The sequence below is a fragment of the Bosea sp. OAE506 genome (genome assembly GCF_040546595.1).
GTDB lineage: Bacteria > Pseudomonadota > Alphaproteobacteria > Rhizobiales > Beijerinckiaceae > Allobosea.
Map to the genome: position 1 here is coordinate 759683 of NZ_JBEPOB010000001.1, position 16212 is coordinate 775894.

Annotated in this window: 12 protein-coding genes; 2 read left to right on the top strand and 10 right to left on the bottom strand. The window is 69.8% G+C overall.

The window, feature by feature from the left end:
- Positions 1-81 precede the first annotated feature (81 nt).
- Together ABIE41_RS03640 and ABIE41_RS03645 are read right to left on the bottom strand one after the other, a co-directional pair.
- On the bottom strand, positions 82-1914 hold the full coding sequence (locus ABIE41_RS03640; RefSeq protein ID WP_192643450.1) for a methyl-accepting chemotaxis protein: 1833 nt from the start codon (positions 1912-1914) through the stop codon (positions 82-84).
- 75 nt (positions 1915-1989) lie between these two features.
- Entirely contained in the window at positions 1990-3825 is a 1836-nt protein-coding gene (locus ABIE41_RS03645) for a methyl-accepting chemotaxis protein (RefSeq protein ID WP_192643451.1), read from the bottom strand.
- A 238-nt stretch (positions 3826-4063) separates the two neighbouring features.
- Between ABIE41_RS03645 and mutS the strand changes: the two genes are divergently transcribed.
- On the top strand, positions 4064-6763 hold the full coding sequence (mutS, locus tag ABIE41_RS03650; RefSeq protein ID WP_354191752.1) for a DNA mismatch repair protein MutS: 2700 nt from the start codon (positions 4064-4066) through the stop codon (positions 6761-6763).
- On the opposite strand, the gene ABIE41_RS03655 is transcribed toward mutS, so the two are convergent.
- The 3 genes from ABIE41_RS03655 to ABIE41_RS03665 all read right to left on the bottom strand — a co-directional run bounded on the left by ABIE41_RS03655 (position 6760) and on the right by ABIE41_RS03665 (position 9491).
- Positions 6760-7632: a C40 family peptidase gene (locus tag ABIE41_RS03655; RefSeq protein ID WP_192643453.1), complete on the bottom strand. Its 873-nt coding sequence runs from the start codon at positions 7630-7632 to the stop codon at positions 6760-6762. The genes mutS and ABIE41_RS03655 overlap by 4 nt on opposite strands.
- 38 nt (positions 7633-7670) lie before the next feature.
- Positions 7671-8024, bottom strand: coding sequence for a MarR family transcriptional regulator (locus tag ABIE41_RS03660; protein WP_192643454.1), 354 nt, complete (start codon positions 8022-8024; stop codon positions 7671-7673).
- 81 nt (positions 8025-8105) lie between these two features.
- Positions 8106-9491 carry a leucyl aminopeptidase family protein gene (locus ABIE41_RS03665; protein ID WP_192643455.1) on the bottom strand — a complete coding sequence of 462 codons (1386 nt, stop codon included), beginning with the start codon at positions 9489-9491 and terminating at the stop codon, positions 8106-8108.
- A 110-nt stretch (positions 9492-9601) separates the two neighbouring features.
- Between ABIE41_RS03665 and ABIE41_RS03670 the strand changes: the two genes are divergently transcribed.
- Positions 9602-10504 carry a tetratricopeptide repeat protein gene (locus tag ABIE41_RS03670; RefSeq protein ID WP_354191753.1) on the top strand — a complete coding sequence of 301 codons (903 nt, stop codon included), beginning with the start codon at positions 9602-9604 and terminating at the stop codon, positions 10502-10504.
- A gap of 199 nt (positions 10505-10703) precedes the next feature.
- On the opposite strand, the gene ABIE41_RS03675 is transcribed toward ABIE41_RS03670, so the two are convergent.
- The 5 genes from ABIE41_RS03675 to ABIE41_RS03695 are packed head-to-tail and all read right to left on the bottom strand — an operon-like array spanning position 10704 to position 16200.
- Positions 10704-11681 carry a type II secretion system F family protein gene (locus ABIE41_RS03675; RefSeq protein WP_192643456.1) on the bottom strand — a complete coding sequence of 326 codons (978 nt, stop codon included), beginning with the start codon at positions 11679-11681 and terminating at the stop codon, positions 10704-10706.
- Positions 11682-11691: 10 nt separating this feature from the next.
- On the bottom strand, positions 11692-12669 hold the full coding sequence (locus ABIE41_RS03680; RefSeq protein WP_192643457.1) for a type II secretion system F family protein: 978 nt from the start codon (positions 12667-12669) through the stop codon (positions 11692-11694).
- 27 nt (positions 12670-12696) lie between these two features.
- A complete protein-coding gene (locus ABIE41_RS03685; RefSeq protein WP_192643458.1) occupies positions 12697-14148 on the bottom strand; it encodes a CpaF family protein in 1452 nt (483 codons plus the stop codon).
- Positions 14149-14200: 52 nt separating this feature from the next.
- Positions 14201-15460, bottom strand: a complete 1260-nt coding sequence (locus tag ABIE41_RS03690; RefSeq protein WP_192643459.1) for a CpaE/TadZ family protein — start codon at positions 15458-15460, stop codon at positions 14201-14203.
- The gene (locus ABIE41_RS03695; RefSeq protein ID WP_192643460.1) at positions 15460-16200 is read right to left on the bottom strand and encodes a CpaD family pilus assembly protein; all 741 of its coding nucleotides are present in this window, start codon (positions 16198-16200) and stop codon (positions 15460-15462) included. Before ABIE41_RS03695 ends, ABIE41_RS03690 begins: the two co-directional genes overlap by 1 nt.
- Positions 16201-16212: the final 12 nt, after the last annotated feature.

Consider the following 16212-nt stretch of genomic DNA (forward strand, 5'->3'; position numbering starts at 1 on the left):
CTGCCACAAGCCGCGCGGGGCGCGGTTCTTCCATGCCCGGCTGTCCGAAAGGAGAATGGTGGGGCGGCTGGCGGCTCGGCTTCAGAGCCGGCGGCGGACGCTGGCGACGAAATCGCCGACATATTGATCGAGCGCGCCGGTCTGCTCCTCGACCGTGCGGGCCGCCTCGAGCACGAGGCGGGCGGCTTCCCCGGTCACGCGGGCCTCGTCGCCGACGGAGCCGACATTCGAGGTTACGGCAACCGCGCTGCGGGCCACGGCCTGGGCGTCGGCGGCGATGGTGGTGACGATGTCCGCCTGACGGTTGACGACGCGCGCCAGCACGCCGGAACTCTGCTCCATGTCGCTCATCGTGCGGTCCATGAAGGAGACCGCGCCGGAGGCGGTCGCGGCGGCCGAGCGGACATCCTGCAGGGTCGCGGCGATGTCGCGGGTCGCCTTCTGGGTCTGTTCGGCGAGGTTCTTGACCTCTCCCGCGACGACGGCGAAGCCGCGCCCGGCGGCTCCGGCGCGAGCGGCCTCGATGGTGGCGTTGAGCGCCAGCAGATTCGTGCGGGCCGCGATATCCTCGATGAAATCGAGCACGGCGCTGGCCTTGTCGGCGGCGGCGTTCAGCCCGGCGACATCGGCCTGCGTCTCGCGCACATAGCTCGCCGCGTCATGGGCAGCCTGGTCGGCCCGGTCCGTCTGGCGCGTCAGCTCCCGGATCGAGGCGTCGATCTCCTCGGCCGCCGCGGCAACGCTGCCGATGCGGGTGGAGGCCGTGTCGGCGTCGCGCGTCACCGCTTCCGCGCGCTTGGTCGTGGCGTCCGCGCTGAGCGCCATCGCGCCGGCCGCCTCGTGCATGCGGCGCGCCGACTGGGCGACCTCCCGCAACGCCTTGCCGACCGTGACCTCGAGCTGGCCCGCGAGTTCGTCGAGCTGCTGGCGGCGGGCTTCCTCGATCTCGGCGCGCCGCGCCTCGAGGGTCCGCTCATCCGTCGCGTCGAAGAGGATGCCGTCCCAGATCCGGGTGCCGTCGGGCAGTTGCCGCATCGTCGCCTCGCTGCGCAGGGCGACGATGCGGCCATCCTTGCCCTGGTAGCGCAGCTGGAGGCGCCAGTTGTCGCTGGGGTCGAAGCCGTTGCGGCAGGCCTCCTCGAAGCGGGCGCGATCCTCGGGGACCATCCGGTCGATCCAGATCCGGGCGTCGCGCTCGACCTCGTCCTGCTTCAGCCCCAGCAGATCGCCGAGATGGAAGGAGGCGAAGCGATAGCTGACGCGGCCATCGGGCGAGAGGATGCGCTGATAGAGCGTACCGGGCACCCGCTCCGCCAGATTCTGGAACTGGTAGGCCATCTCCCGGCGCTCGGCATCGATCAGGATGATGAGGGCGCCGAGCGTCGCGCCGGCGACATTGACGATCAGCGTCGGCGGCAGAGCCTGCGTCAGCACCCGCCAGATCATCGCGGAATCGGGCAGCAACAGCGGCGTCGGCAGCAGAACGACGGCGGCGCCAAGCGCGATCAGGGGGATGTCGCTGCGGAAGATCGTGCGCTCGCGACGCGGCCTGCGCCAGAAGATCGCCAGGCCGCACACTCCGCTGAGGAGTATGCCGGCTATGCCCATGGTCATGCCGTTGCCGCCCTGGACATAGCGCAGCAGCGACAGCGGCAGCGTCGTGACGACCGCCGCGAGCGGACCGCCGACGACACCGGCCAGAAGCGCCGCGATGTTGCGCGAGCTGACCGTGACGCCGGGCGCGATCATGAAAGGATGCGTCATGCTCGCAAGGCCCGCCAACGCAAAGAGCGCACCGACCAGCAGCGGCTGCAGCAGCTTGTAGCGCTCGACCCGCGGCGTCACGATGGTGACGGCGAGCGCGGCCAGGAGAATGAAGGACAGGCTCTCGACGAGGGCGATGATCAGGTCCATCGCAAAGCCTTGCACCGAGCCGGTGTCGCGGCGGCGGATGAGCGGAAGCTTGGCCGGATCATCCCCGCCCCCAGCCTACAGGCGACGTCGCAGGCTGCCGACGAACTCACCGACATAGCGGTCGAGCGAAGCGGTCTGGTCGTCGACCCGGCGGGCGACGTCGAGCACACGCTCGGCCGCATCCCCCGTAACCGAGACCTCCGCGGCCACGGAGCCGACGCTTGAGGTCACCGCGCTGGTGCTGCCGGCCACCGCCTGCGCGTCGATGGTGATGGAGGTGGCAATATCCGCCTGGCGGCTGACGACGCCGGCGATCGCGCCCGAGGTCTGCTCGATCGCGGTCATCGTGCCCTCGATCTGGGCCACGGCGTCGGAGGCGGTGGCTGCCGCGCCGCGGATGTCCTGAAGGGTCGCCGCGATGTCGCGCGTCGCCTTCTGGGTCTGCTCGGCGAGGTTCTTGACCTCGCCGGCGACGACGGCGAAGCCGCGCCCGGCTGCTCCGGCCCGCGCCGCCTCGATCGTGGCGTTGAGCGCGAGCAGGTTGGTGCGGGAGGCGATGTCCTCAATGAAATCGAGCACGGAGCTGACCTTGTCGGCCGCCGCGCCGAGGCCCGCCACGTCCTGCCGGGTGGTGCGGACATAGCTCGCGGCGCCGCGCACCATCTCGTCGGCATGGGCCGTCTGCCGGGTCAGTTCTCGGATCGAGGCCTCGATCTCCTCGGCGGCAACGGCGACGCTGCCGACGCGGCGGGAGGCGAGCTCCGCCTCGCGGGTCACCTCGCCCGCCCGCAGGGCGGTGTTGTGGGCACTGCCGGCCATCGCATTGGCCGCGTCGTGCATGCCGCGGACCGAGGACGCGACCTCCTGGAGGGCCTTGCCGACCTTGGCCTCGAGCTGGACGGCGAGTTCCTCGACCGCGGCCTTGCGATCCTGGTCCATCTCGTGGCGCTGCTGCGCCAGGGTCCGCTCGGCAGTGACGTCGGTCATGATGCCGTCCCAGCAGATCGAACCGTCGGGCAACCGGCGCGGAGCGGCATCGGTGCGCAGCCAGATCAGCGTGCCGTCGTCGCGGATATGGCGCGCCTCGAACCGCCAGGGCTTGAGCGTCCGGTCTGCGGCCGCCGTCGCGTTGGCCTCGTTGAGGAAGGCGCGATCCTCGGGCACCATCCAGCGCAGCCAGCTTTCCGGATCACGCTCGACCTCCTCGCGCGTCACGTCGAGGAACTGCTCGATCTTGGAATTGGCGAGCTTGTGCTGGATCGTGCCGTCCGGGCGCAGGATCTTCTGGTAGAGGACGCCCGGCATGTTGGCGGTGCAGGCCTCCAGCCGCAGCATCGCCTCGATGCGCTGGTGGTCGCTCTTGATGATGAAGCCGATCAGCAGGCCGCCGGCGACGTTGACCGCCGTCGCGGCGGGGCCGGAGATCGCCCTCATGAGGTCCCAGGCACGCGGAAACTCGGCATAGAGCAGGATCATGGCGATCGGCATCCAGGCCGCGACCAGGCTCAGCGCGACGAAGCCGCTCATCGTGACGCTGCGGCCCGAGCGCCGAAGCCAGAGCGAAACGCCGAGGCCGATGGCGGCACAGAGGATGAGGCCGACGATGCCGGCCTGCGTCCCCGCGCCGCCGATATAGATCCGCGCTGCGCCGAGGCCGGCGGCCGTGATGACGGCAGCGATCGGCCCGCCGAGCGGTCCGGCGAGGACGGCGGCGATGTTGCGGAAATCGAGTAGGATGCCGGGCTCGACGACGATGGGGTCGAACATGCTGGCACTGCCGCCGGCGGCGATGATCAGGCCGATGACGATCTGCCGGAGCCGGTGATGGCTGCCCAGTCGCTGCGTCGCCAGCGGGACCAGGACGGCCGCAACGATGAGGTAACCCAGACCCCGGGTCAGTTCCAGTAGCATATCGCCTTGCCTGCTGCGGCTGAGATCGGCACAGCTTCATCTACTGCGATTGCTGCTAACGAATCCTGAACCTTGTTGCGGCGCGGTCGCGGGAGTGCCGCATCCACATCAAAAACCGGCCCGGCGCCCGATGCCGGCGGCGGACGGGTTGCAAGTCGGGGGCGAAACGCTAGCGTTTCGCGCGATGCTCCCATCCAGCGCTCCCCTCGCCGACGAGGCCAACAGGCCTTCCGCCGCCATGACGTCCGCCACCAGCGGCCGGGACGAGGGCGCGCGCGTCACGCCGATGATGGCGCAATACATCGAGATCAAGGCCGCCAATCCCGACTGCCTGCTGTTCTATCGGATGGGCGACTTCTACGAGCTGTTCTTCACGGATGCCGAGATCGCCTCGCGGACGCTCGGCATCGTGCTGACCAAGCGCGGCAAGCACCAGGGCGACGACATCCCGATGTGCGGGGTGCCGGTCGAGCGGGCCGACGACTACCTGCAGCGGCTGATCGCGGCGGGGCACCGCGTCGCCGTCTGCGAGCAGATCGAGGATCCGGCGGAGGCGAAGAAGCGCGGGCCGAAATCCGTGGTGCGGCGCGACGTGGTGCGCCTCGTCACCCCCGGCACGATCACCGAGGAGCGCCTGCTCGAACCCGGCCGGGCCAGCCTGCTGGTCGCTGTCGCCCGGCGAAAGCTAGGCGACGCCAGCGCGCTCTACGGGATCGCCGCGATCGACATCTCGACCGGGCGCTTCAGCGTGATGGAGGCGCCGCAGGAGCGCCTCGCGATCGAATTCGCGCGGCTCGAGCCGCGCGAGATCGTCTGCCCCGACGCGATCCATGACGATCCCGCCCTGCAGGGCTTCTGGCGCGACCTCGGCCTGCCGGTGACGCCGCTGGCGCGCGAGGGGCTCGACGCCGCCTCGGCAGAACGCCGGCTCAAGGAATTCTTCGGCGTCGTCACGCTCGACGCCTTCGGTGCGTTCAGCCGCGCCGAGATCGCGGCGGCCGGTGCAGCGCTGGCCTATGTCGAGCGCACGCAGTTCGGGGCCCGGCCGCCGCTCTCGCCGCCGGTGCGCGATTCCGGCTCGGACACGATGCTGATCGACGCGGCAACGCGGGCCAATCTCGAACTGACGCGGACGCTCGCGGGCGAGCGCGGCGGCAGCCTGCTCGCCGCAATCGACCGGACGGTGACGCCCGGGGGCGCGCGGCTGCTGGCGGAGCGCCTGGCCGGGCCGCTGACCGACACCCAGGCGATCGCAGCACGTCACGATGCGGTGGCAGCGCTGTTGGCGGACGGCGCCCTGCGCGAGGACCTCCAGGCCGCGCTCGCCCGCGTGCCCGACATCGCCCGGGCACTGGCACGGCTCGCGCTCGACCGCGGCGGCCCGCGCGACCTCGCCGCGCTCGGGGCCGGACTGACGGCGGCGCGCGCCATCGTCGCCATGCTGCTCGACCGCGCGGCCCTGCCGGCCGAATTGTCGAAGGCCTCGCGCGCCCTGTCCGAGATCGATCCGGACCTGCCGGCGCGGCTGGCGACGACGCTGGCCGAGGAGCTGCCGCTGAACCGGCGCGACGGGCGCTTCGTGCGCGAGGGCCATGACCCGGCGCTGGACGAGCTGCGGCTGCTGCAGGTCGATTCGCGCAAGGTGATCGCGCAGCTGCAGGCGCGCTATGCGGCCGAGACCGGCTGCCGGACGCTGCGCATCAAGCACAACGCCATGCTCGGCTATTTCGTCGAGGTGCCGCAGGCGGTGGGCGAGGATTTCCTGAAGGAGCCCTGGCGGGCGACCTTTGTGCACCGCCAGACGATGTCGGACGCGATGCGCTTCTCCTCGGTGGAGCTCGGCGGGCTGGAGGCCAAGATCGCCTCTGCGGCCGACCGGGCGCTGAAGCTGGAGCTCGGCATCTTCGCCGCTCTGAGCGAGGCGGTGCTGGCTCAGGCGGAGCCGATCAAGCGCGCGGCCGCGGCGCTGGCCGAGATCGACGTCGCGGCCGGGCTGGCCCAGCTCGCCGCCAGCGAAGGCTGGAGCCGGCCGCTGGTCGATGGCAGCGAGGCCTTCGCCATCACCGGCGGACGGCACCCCGTCGTCGAGGCGGCGCTGAAGCGGGACGGCAAGCCCTTCGTCGCCAACGACACCGAGCTGTCGCCGCCCGGCCCCGGCGCCAAGGGTGGCCGCATCTGCCTGATCACCGGCCCGAACATGGCGGGTAAATCGACCTTCCTGCGCCAGAATGCGCTGATCGCCGTGCTGGCGCAGATGGGCGCCTTCGTGCCGGCGTCGAGCGCCCATATCGGCATTGTCGACCGGCTGTTCTCGCGCGTCGGCGCCGCAGACGACCTCGCCCGCGGGCGCTCGACCTTCATGGTCGAGATGGTCGAGACCGCCGCGATCCTGAACCAGGCCGGGCCGCGCGCCCTGGTCATCCTCGACGAGATCGGGCGCGGCACCGCGACCTTCGACGGGCTCTCGATCGCCTGGGCCGCGATCGAGCATCTGCACGAGGTCAACCGCTGCCGGGGGCTCTTCGCGACGCATTATCACGAGCTGACCGCGCTAGCCGACCGGCTGGACCGCGTTGCCAACGCGACCGTCCGCGTCACCGAGTGGAATGGCGAGGTCGTCTTCCTGCACGAGGTCGTGCCCGGCGCCGCCGACCGCTCCTACGGCATCCAGGTCGCCAAGCTCGCCGGGTTGCCGCCGGCCGTGGTCGAGCGCGCCCGCACCATTCTCGGCGAACTGGAGAAGAGCGAGCGGGAGAAACCCGTCGCCTCGCTGGTCGACGATTTGCCGCTGTTCGCAGCTCCCCAGCGCCGCGCCGCCGCCCCGCCCGCTCTGCCGGCGGAAGACCCGCTGCGGCTCGCCCTCGACGGACTCGACCTCGACGAGATGACCCCGCGCGAAGCGCTGGAGGCGCTGTACCGCCTGAAGGGGCTGGGTTAGCCGATCCGCCGGATGCTGGTGATCGCGCCGAAGCTCTTCGCCAGTATCCGGTCGCGGGCGGCGCGCAGCGGCTCGCTCATCACCGTCATCGAATAGGCGGTCGCGTGCAGCAGCGTTTCGGGGTCGCTCAGGATGCCGACATGGCCCTTCCAGAAGACGAGGTCGCCACGCCGCAGACCGTGAAGGCCCTCGTCGAAGGCCACGGGCTCGCCGATCTCGCGCTCGAGCATGTCCGAATCGCGGGGCGAGGCGATGCCGGCGGCGGAGAGGGCAAGCTGCGTCAGCCCGGAGCAGTCGAGGCCGAGACTGGTCTTGCCGCCCCAGAGATAGGGCACGTTCAGGAAGCCCTCGGCGACCGTGACGAAGTCGGGCGCGGGCTGCTCCAGCGGCACGAGATGCGGCGCGAAGACGAAGCCGGTGGCGTAGCGGCCGAACTCGGCAAGCGTCAGGAACTCGCCGCTCTCGCCGGCCACCGCGACCCCGGCCCCGAGCGAAAGCGCCGCCAGCGGCGGCAGCTTCATCGACGGGCCGGGATAGACGAAGGTCCGCAGCGCGCCGACGCGGTGGGTCGGCGCGAGCGCATCCGGCCGCAGAGCGTCATCGGGCACGTAGCCGACATAGCCATCCGAACGAAGCTGGACCCAGGCCCAGCCTTCGAAGCGCTCGTAGACATCGACCGCCTCGCCGCAGAGCGCCTCGGTGTCGAGCGGGGCGTCGGGCCGCGGCTCGCGGCGCAGCGGCGCAGAAGGCGCGGACACGCGCATCGGCTCGGGATCGACGAAGGCACGGGCCTCGACCTGCCCGATCAGGCTCCGGGCTGCGAGATCGGGACGGGCGGGCGTCAGGCGGCGGTCGAGAATCGCGTTCATCGCGGCACTCTATCGCCGTGCCGCCGCGGCGGGAACGCTCAGGCCGCGCCGATTTCGCGCGCGCGCTCGACAACGCGGTCGGCCAGGCGCTCGACGGCGAGCGCACCGGCGACCGTGCGCTGGATTACGACATTGCGGCGGTCGGCCTCGTCGCGCCGCCGCGTCACCAGCCCGAGCTTACCCATGGTGTCCAGCGCCCGGGTGATGACCGGCTTGGTGACGCCGAGCTGGGCCGCCAGCCCGCGCACCGTATGGGGCGGCAGTTCCAGATAGATCGTCAGCAGGATCGCCGTCTGGCGGGCCGAGAGGTCGGACTCGCCGTCCCGCACCAGGTCGAGATGGACCTGGCGCCACAATTTGAGAGCCTGGGACGGCCTGATCTCCAGCGGCATGTCTCGGAACCGTCGCGATCGTTACGGGTCCGTATCATTGTCCGGCGGTCGTTGCAGCGCAACAGGGTTCTCCCGACAGGCTTAACCCGGCGGGTGGAGCTGCTTGACCAGAGCGTAGACCAGCCGCGCCGCCTGGCACTCCCCGCCCTCGGGACGCCCGGGACGGGCCGAGGGATTCCAGGCGTAGATGTCGAAATGCGCGTAGGAGGCGGTCTTCTCGACGAACCGGTTGAGGAACAGCGCCGCCGTGACCGAGCCCGCGAAACTGCCACCCGAGACGTTGTTGAGATCGGCGATGCGGGAGTCCAGCATCCGCTCATAGGGCGGCCAGAGCGGCATCCGCCAGACGGGATCGTTCACCGCCTGCCCCAGCCGCGCGATCTCGGAGGCGAGCCCCTCGTCATGGGTGTAGAAGGGCGGCAGCTCGGGGCCGAGCGCGGTGCGGGCGGCGCCCGTGAGCGTGGCGAAGTCGATCAGCAGCTCGGGCGCCTCCTCATCGGCGAGCGCGAGCGCGTCGGCCAGGATCAGCCGGCCTTCCGCATCGGTATTGCCGATCTCGACACTAAGCCCCTTGCGGCTCGGCAGCACGTCGCCCGGGCGGAAGGACGCACCGGCAACCGCGTTCTCTACCGCCGGCACGAGCAGGCGCAGCCGCACCGGCAGCTTCGCCAGCATTATCATGCGCGCGGCGGCGATCGCCGCGGCCGCGCCGCCCATGTCCTTCTTCATCAGCAGCATGCCGGCCGAGGGCTTGAGATCGAGGCCGCCCGTATCGAAGGCGACGCCCTTGCCGACGAGCGTGACGAGCGGGTGGCCGGGATCGCCCCAGACCAGATCGACCAGCCGCGGCGGCCGTGGCGAGGCACGGCCGACGGCATGGATCATCGGGAAATTGCGGGCGAGGAGATCGTCGCCCAGGATCGCGGTCACCAACGCCCCCGTTTCCCCCGCCAGCGCACGGATCGCGGCCTCGATCTCGGCCGGGCCCATGTCGTTGGCCGGCGTGTTGACGAGGTCGCGGGCGAGCGCGACCGATTCGGCGACGCGGACCAGATCGGCGCCGTCGACGCCCTCGGGCAGCACGAGCCGGGCGGCGGGCGAAACGGGCTTGCGATAGCGGTCGAAGCGGTAGACCTGCAGCAGCCAGCCCAGCGCCGCGAGATCCGGATCGCCGGTTTCGCCGGACAGCACGTAGTCGCCCGCCGGCAGCACCGCGGCGAGACGGCCTGGCGCGAAGGGATCGCGACGGCGCGCCTCCGGCCCTTCGACGCCGAGCAGGACGGCGACCACGGCGCCCGTGCCGTCCGGCAGCAGCAGATGCTGCCCAGGCTGGGCGGCGAAGCCCTGGGCCTCGGCGAAGCGCCGGGATTCCGGGGCGAGATCGGCGAGCAGGGCCCGCAGGCCCGCCTTCGTCACGCAGTGGAGAGGGATCGCGTCGGAGGACGCGGCGGAGACGAGGCTGTTCACGCGGGAGCTACCTGAGAGAGCGGCGGAGGCCGCCGGTTAAGGATGCGTTAGGGTTAACGTTTTATCACCGGATCGACCACATCGGCCATGGTGGCGAGGCGGTGAGATCCATGTTGTCCAGTCATCTGTCAGCGGCTTTCGGAGGAGCGTCGTCCTCCGCACCGGCTCGCCCGCGTGCCTTCTCCCGTCCAGTCCTGGGCCTGACGCTCTGCCTCGCCGGCCTGGCGCTTGCGGGCTGCCAGAGCAAGGGCGGCCTCGGCGACATCACCGGTTCGATCGGCAGCAGCACCGCTCAGCCGCGCAGCAGCGCCGACTGGCATGCGGAAAGCGAGCGCTGGAGCAAGCGCTACGACGCCAACCCCAGGGATCGCGACGCCGCCTTCTACTATGCGCGCGCCCTGCGCTCGCTCGACCAGAACGCACAGGCGCTGGCCGTGCTGCAGGGCGCGGTGCTGACGCGCACCAATGATCGCGAAATGCTCGGCGCCTATGGCCGCTCGCTGGCCGATAACGGCCGGCTGAAAGAGGCCGACGAGGTGCTGTCGCGCGCCCATTCGCCCGAGCGGCCGGACTGGCGCATCCTCTCCGCGCAGGGCACCGTCGCCGACCAGCTCGGCGAACATCCCCGCGCCCAGCAGATCTACCAGGCCGCCCTGAAGATCGCCCCGGGCGAACCGACGATCCTCTCCAATCTCGGCCTCTCGCTTGCGCTGTCGCGTCAGTTGCCCGAGGCCGAGCGCGTGCTGCGGGAAGCGGTCTCAAGCGGACGCAGCGACCCGCGGGTGCGCCAGAACCTCGTCCTCGTCCTCGGCCTGCAGGGTCGCTTCGCGGAAGCCGAGACGCTGGCGCGGCAGGACCAGAGCCCGGCGGAAGCCGCCGCCACGGTCGCCTATCTCAAGCGCAGCGTGAGCCAGCCGAACAGCTGGGACATGCTCAAGACCGGCGGCGCCAAGCCCAAGCCGAAACCCGCGCCGGCCCAGGCCGGAGTGCAGGCCGCGCCGCCACAGGGCTAAGCCCTGCTTCCGGATGTCGGCCCGCAACCTTCGCCAATTGCGCGCAGGACTCCCAGCACGCCCAAGACGAGACCTTTGAGATGTCTGCGACGCGTCAGGCGGATGCGGCGTCTCATGCCTCTACGCGTGGCTCTCGGAACGGGCAGCCCTAGCCCGACGACGCTGCGCCTGGGGCGACTTCCGTCGGTACGGCCCGCGTCTACTGCAGCTTCATCGTCTGGATGACCGCCGGCATCATGATGACGACGAAGAGCACGGGCAGGAAGAACAGGATCATCGGCACGGTCAGCTTGGGCGGCAGCGCCGCCGCCTTCTTCTCGGCGGCCACCATGCGCTGGTCGCGGCTTTCCTGAGCGAGCGTGCGCAGCGCCGTGCCCAGCGGCGTACCGTAGCGCTCCGCCTGGATCAGCGCGGTGCAGACCGACTTGACGCCCTCGAGCCCGGTACGGGCCGAAAGGTTCTCATAGGCCTGCCGGCGCTCGGAGAGATAGGAGAGCTCGGCCGTGCAGAGCGCGAACTCCTCGGCCAGCGGCACCGACTGGCCGCCGATCTCGGTCGAGACCTTGCGGAAGGCGTGCTCGATCGACATGCCCGATTCGACGCAGATCAGGAGCAGGTCCAGCGCGTCCGGGAAGGCCGTCTTCATCGAGGCCTGGCGCTTGCTGATCTGGTTCGAGAGGAACAGCTCCGGCGCCTTGATGCCGAGATAGGCGCCGCCGACCGCCATGCCGATGCGCAGGATCACGGGCTGGCCGAAATCGTTGATGGCGAAGACATAGAGCAGCGTGAACAGAAACAGGCCGATCGGCATGACCAGGCGAAAGAACAGGAAGGCGACCTCGGCCTGCTGGCCGCGATAGCCCGCCATGGCGAGCTGGTTCTTGGCCGTCTCGGTGCCCAGCCAGTCGCCCAGCTTGAACTGCTTGACGATGCGCCGCATGAACGCCTTCGGTTCCTGGCGCAGCGAGACGCGGTCGGTCTGGCGGTTGAGGCGCTCGCGCTCGCGGGCGCGGATCTTCTCGCGCTCGGTCGCGACGTTCTTCATGCGCTTCTGAAGGTTCGAGCCCTCCGTCAGCGGGATCGCGATCGTCAGCACCGTCGCCGCGGCGGCGATGGCGGCGAACAGCGCCAGCAGGAACTGGCTGTCGACGACCTTGTCCGCGATCAGGGAAATCATCGGCGCTGCCTCAGATATCGAAGTTGATCATCTTGCGCATGACCAGGATGCCCATGAGCATCCAGATCGCGCAGCCGACGAGCGCGAATTTGCCGGCCTGGGTGAGCCAGAGCAGTTCGATGTAGCGAGGGGTGGTGAGGTAGACGAGGCCGGCGACGGCGGGCGGCAGACAGGCGATGATCGCGGCGGAGGCCTTCGCCTCCATCGAGACCGCCTGGATCTTGTCGCGCATCTTGCGGCGCTCGCGGATGACCTTCGACAGGTTGCCGAGCGTCTCGGAGAGGTTGCCGCCGGTCTTCTGCTGAATCGCCAGCACGATGCCGAAGAAGTTCGATTCGGCGCAGGGCATGCGCTCATAGAGCTTGGAGACGGCCTCGGTCAGCGGCAGGCCCAGCGCCTGGCTTTCGATGATCAGGCGGAATTCCGTCTTCACCGGCTCGGTCGCCTCGGTCGCGATGATCCGCAGGCAGTCGTTCAGCGGCAGACCCGCCTTGATACCGCGCGTGATGACGTCGATGGCGTTGGGGAACTCGATGCCGAACTTCTTCAGGCGGCTGTTGCGGCAGCGCTGCAGGAACCAGGGCGGCACGCCGAACCCGCCGATGAACAGCCCGACCAGTCCCAGCAGCGGGTTGCCGCTGAGCACGAACAGGGCGAACCCCACCCCGACAGCCAGGAGCGCGCTGACGATGTAGTATTTCTTGCGGTTCCAGTTCAGGCCGGCCTGCTGGATCTTCTGCTCGAGCGTCAGCTTGTTGCGGGCGTTTTCGCGGCTCTCGATTTCTTTGAGGCTCTGGGCGATCTGGCCGCGCTTGGCCCGTGCCTGCGCCTCGCGATCGAAGGCGCGGGCGGCGACGGGGGCCGCGAATTCCTTGCGGCGCTTCTCGGCCCGCGCCTCGCCGCTGAGCATCGGGTAGAACAGCGCATAGGTGACGCCGCCGGCCGCCAGCGTCGCCAGCACCACGACCGAGACGAGGGTCAGATCCATGGCCGCGGCTCCGGCTGGCGGGAGCGATCAGGCGGCATCGGCTTCGCCCTTCTCGAGCAGATCGATCGCGGCGGCGAGCCTCTGTTCCTCGCCATAGTAGCGCGCCCGCTCCCAGAAGCGCGGACGGCCGATCCCGGTGGCGCGGTGACGGCCGATGAGCTTGCCGTTCGCGTCCTCGCCGAGGATGTCGTAGTTGACGATGTCCTGGGTGATGATGACGTCACCCTCCATCCCCATCACCTCGGTGATGTGGGTGATGCGGCGCGAACCGTCGCGCAGGCGCTGGGCCTGGATGATCACGTCGATCGAGGAGCAGATCATCTCGCGCAGCGTCTTCGACGGCAGCGAGAAGCCGCCCATCGTGATCATGGACTCGATACGGCTAAGGCATTCGCGCGGGGTGTTGGCGTGGAGCGTGCCCATCGAGCCGTCATGGCCGGTGTTCATCGCCTGCAGCAGGTCGAACGCCTCCGGTCCGCGCACCTCACCCACGATGATCCGCTCGGGGCGCATGCGCAGGCAGTTCTTGACGAGGTCGCGCATGGTGACCGCGCCGGTGCCCTCGAGATTGGGCGGGCGGGTTTCGAGCCGCACGACATGGGGCTGCTGCAGCTGGAGCTCGGCCGCGTCCTCACAGGTGATGACGCGCTCGTCCTCGTCGATGTAGTTGGTCAGGCAGTTGAGCAGCGTCGTCTTGCCCGAGCCCGTACCGCCGGAGATGACGATGTTGCAGCGGACACGGCCGATGATCTTGAGGATATCCGCGCCCGGCGGCGAGATGGCGCCGAATTTGACGAGCTGATCGAGGGTCAGCTTGTCCTTCTTGAACTTGCGGATGGTGAGCGCGGGGCCGTCGATCGCCAGCGGCGGCGCGATGACGTTGACGCGCGAGCCGTCGGCGAGGCGCGCGTCGCAGATCGGAGAGCTTTCGTCGACGCGGCGGCCGACCTGGCTGACGATGCGCTGGCAGATGTTCATCAGCTGCGCGTTGTCGCGGAAGCGGATGTTGGTGAGGGTGATCTTGCCGCCCGTTTCGATGAAGGTCCGGGTGGCGCCGTTGACCATGATGTCGGCGATGTCGTCGCGGGCCAGCAGCGGCTCGAGCGGTCCGTAGCCGAGGACGTCGTTGCAGATGTCGTCGAGCAGTTCTTCCTGCTCGGCGATGGAAAGCACGACGTTCTTCAGCGAGATGATCTCGTTGATGATGTCGCGGATTTCCTCGCGGGCGGATTCACCGTCGAGCTTGGCGAGCTGTGAGAGATCGATGGCCTCGATGAGAGCGCCGAAGATCATGCTCTTCATCTGGTAGTATTCGTCGGAGCGCTGCTGCTCCGCCGGCGCGGGCGGCGGGGCCGCGCGGCGCGGATCGGCGGCCGGCGAGGCCGGTTCCGACGGACGCAGCGGAGCCGCGGCCACGGCGGGCGCCTTCAGCGCCAGAGCCGGTGCGGCCGCTCCCCCTGGGGATCGCTTTCCGAACATCTCAACCCTCTCCTACGCAGGTCAGCCCCGTCGCCCGCCCAAGCCTCATGGCTCAGGCCTTGCGCCGAAGCTTCGCCACGATCGGCTCGAACAGGCTGCGCTTGCCGCGCTTGGCTTCGCCGCGGCCCGTCAGGCCGCTCGCGATCTGGACGAAGGCCTCGGCGATCTTGCTGCCCGCCTGGACCTCGGCAATCATCTGGCCGTTGTTGGCGGCGGTGCCGAAGAGCTGGGCGTCGAAGGGGATCGAGGCCAGGATATCGAGGCCCAGCGCCTTGGAGAACTCGGCGGAGTCGATCTCGGGACGCTTGGGCATGCCGACCTGGTTGAGCACCAGCTTGGGGCCGGCGTCGTTGGGGCGGTTGGCCTTGGCCAAATCGACCATGTTCTTGGCATTGCGCAGCGAGGCGAGCTCGGGCGCGGCCACGACGACGATCTCGTCCGAACTGATCAGGGCCCGCCGCGCCCAGGAGCTCCAGACATGGGGCACGTCGAGAACGACACAGGGAACGGTGGCGCGCAGCAGATCGAAGAGCTGCTCGAACGCATCCTCCGGCAGGTCGAGCGTGCGATCGAGCACCGCCGGCGCGGCCAGCAGCGCGAGATTGTCGCTGCAGCGGGAGAGCAGACGGTCCAGCATGTTGGCGTCGAGGCGCTCGGGCGAGAAGACCGCCTCGGCGATGCCCTGCGGCGGGTCCTGGTTGAAGTCCAGACCCGCGGTGCCGAAGGCGATGTCGAGATCGACGATCACCGTCGAGGCGTCGAGGTTGCGCGCGATCGCCCAGGCGACGTTGTGCGATACGGTCGAGGCGCCGACGCCACCCTTGGCGCCCATCACCGCGATGATGCGGCCGAGATTGCGGGCGCCGGGCGCGATGTAGAGTTCCGAGAGCGTCTTCAGCACGTCGAGCGTGCCGAGCGGGGCGATGAGGTATTCGCTGACGCCGCGGCGGATCAGGTCGCGGTAGAGCTGGACGTCGTTGACATGGCCGATCACGACCACCTTGGTGCCGGCGTCGCAGCTCTCCGAGAGCGCGTCGAGATGGCCGACCAGCGTGGCGGAATCGGAGACCGTCTCCAGCACGATGATGTTGGGCGTCGGCGCGGCCCGGAAGGCCTCGACCGCCGCCGCGGGGCCGCCCATCTGGATGCGCGCATGGGCCTTGTCCATCCGGCGGTCCGCAATGGCGGCCTGCATCGTGGCCGCCACGCCGGGCGTTTCGCAAAAGGCCTGGAGGGTGACGCGCGGAAGCGGCGCGATCACCTCGTCGGCGGCGCCGGCCGAGGCTGTGGCCTGATCCTGCCCGGCGCTCATCAGCGGCCTCCGACCGTCGAGTTGATCTGCGGCGTTTCCTGCCGGTACTGGGTCGACGGATCCTTGCCCTCGCGGATTTTCGCGATGGCGCCCATGCGCTTGGCGATGTCGGGACGACCTTCGCTGCGCGAACGGACGAGATCGATCGGATCGGCCACCTGGGCGGCGAGCGTCGCCTGGCTCGAGCAGCCGAAGTTCCAGTAGGGCTCGTTGGTCATGCCCTCGGTCCAGTTCGACACGCCGGTGTCCCCCGGCCACTGGCCGCAATCATGCGGCAGGCGGGCCTGGAGCGAGGCGAAGGTCAGGCGGATCGGCGAAGCCAGATTGGCGTCGGCGACGGGATAGGTGCGCACAGACAGGGCGGCACCAGAGACGCCGGCGCGTGTCAGCGCCGAGCGGATGCCATTCAGCGTGTCGTGCGACGCCATTTCGCGACGGGTTCCGGTCGGGACCTGAGCCACGAGCCCACCCTTGCCGGACCGGCGATATTCGCGCGCAAACTCCGCGACATCCTCGGCCTGGCGCTCGTCGAGCCCGCCGCCAGCGCGTCCGACGAAGACGTCGAGCGAGCGCGGCGCGTCGCGCAGCACGATCGGATGGCGCTCGCGGACGTCGATCGGGACGCCGCTTTCGGCATAGTCGCGCTTGCCGGCGCAGGCGCCGAGCAGCGTCGCCGCGGCGAGGGCGATCCCGAGGCCGAGAGGCCGGATTCCGGAGTGGTTCTGTGCTCGAGCCGTCATGGTCTCGCCATC

Coding starts and splice junctions, on each gene's coding strand:
- ABIE41_RS03670 (WP_354191753.1), top strand. CDS start 9,602: ATGTTGTCCAGTCATCTGTCAGCGGCTTTCGGAGGAGCGTCGTCCTCC.
- ABIE41_RS03680 (WP_192643457.1), bottom strand. CDS start 12,669: ATGGATCTGACCCTCGTCTCGGTCGTGGTGCTGGCGACGCTGGCGGCC.
- ABIE41_RS03690 (WP_192643459.1), bottom strand. CDS start 15,460: ATGAGCGCCGGGCAGGATCAGGCCACAGCCTCGGCCGGCGCCGCCGAC.
- ABIE41_RS03660 (WP_192643454.1), bottom strand. CDS start 8,024: ATGCCGCTGGAGATCAGGCCGTCCCAGGCTCTCAAATTGTGGCGCCAG.
- ABIE41_RS03685 (WP_192643458.1), bottom strand. CDS start 14,148: ATGTTCGGAAAGCGATCCCCAGGGGGAGCGGCCGCACCGGCTCTGGCG.
- ABIE41_RS03695 (WP_192643460.1), bottom strand. CDS start 16,200: ATGACGGCTCGAGCACAGAACCACTCCGGAATCCGGCCTCTCGGCCTC.
- ABIE41_RS03655 (WP_192643453.1), bottom strand. CDS start 7,632: ATGAACGCGATTCTCGACCGCCGCCTGACGCCCGCCCGTCCCGATCTC.
- ABIE41_RS03640 (WP_192643450.1), bottom strand. CDS start 1,914: ATGGACCTGATCATCGCCCTCGTCGAGAGCCTGTCCTTCATTCTCCTG.
- ABIE41_RS03675 (WP_192643456.1), bottom strand. CDS start 11,681: ATGATTTCCCTGATCGCGGACAAGGTCGTCGACAGCCAGTTCCTGCTG.
- ABIE41_RS03645 (WP_192643451.1), bottom strand. CDS start 3,825: ATGCTACTGGAACTGACCCGGGGTCTGGGTTACCTCATCGTTGCGGCC.
- mutS (WP_354191752.1), top strand. CDS start 4,064: ATGACGTCCGCCACCAGCGGCCGGGACGAGGGCGCGCGCGTCACGCCG.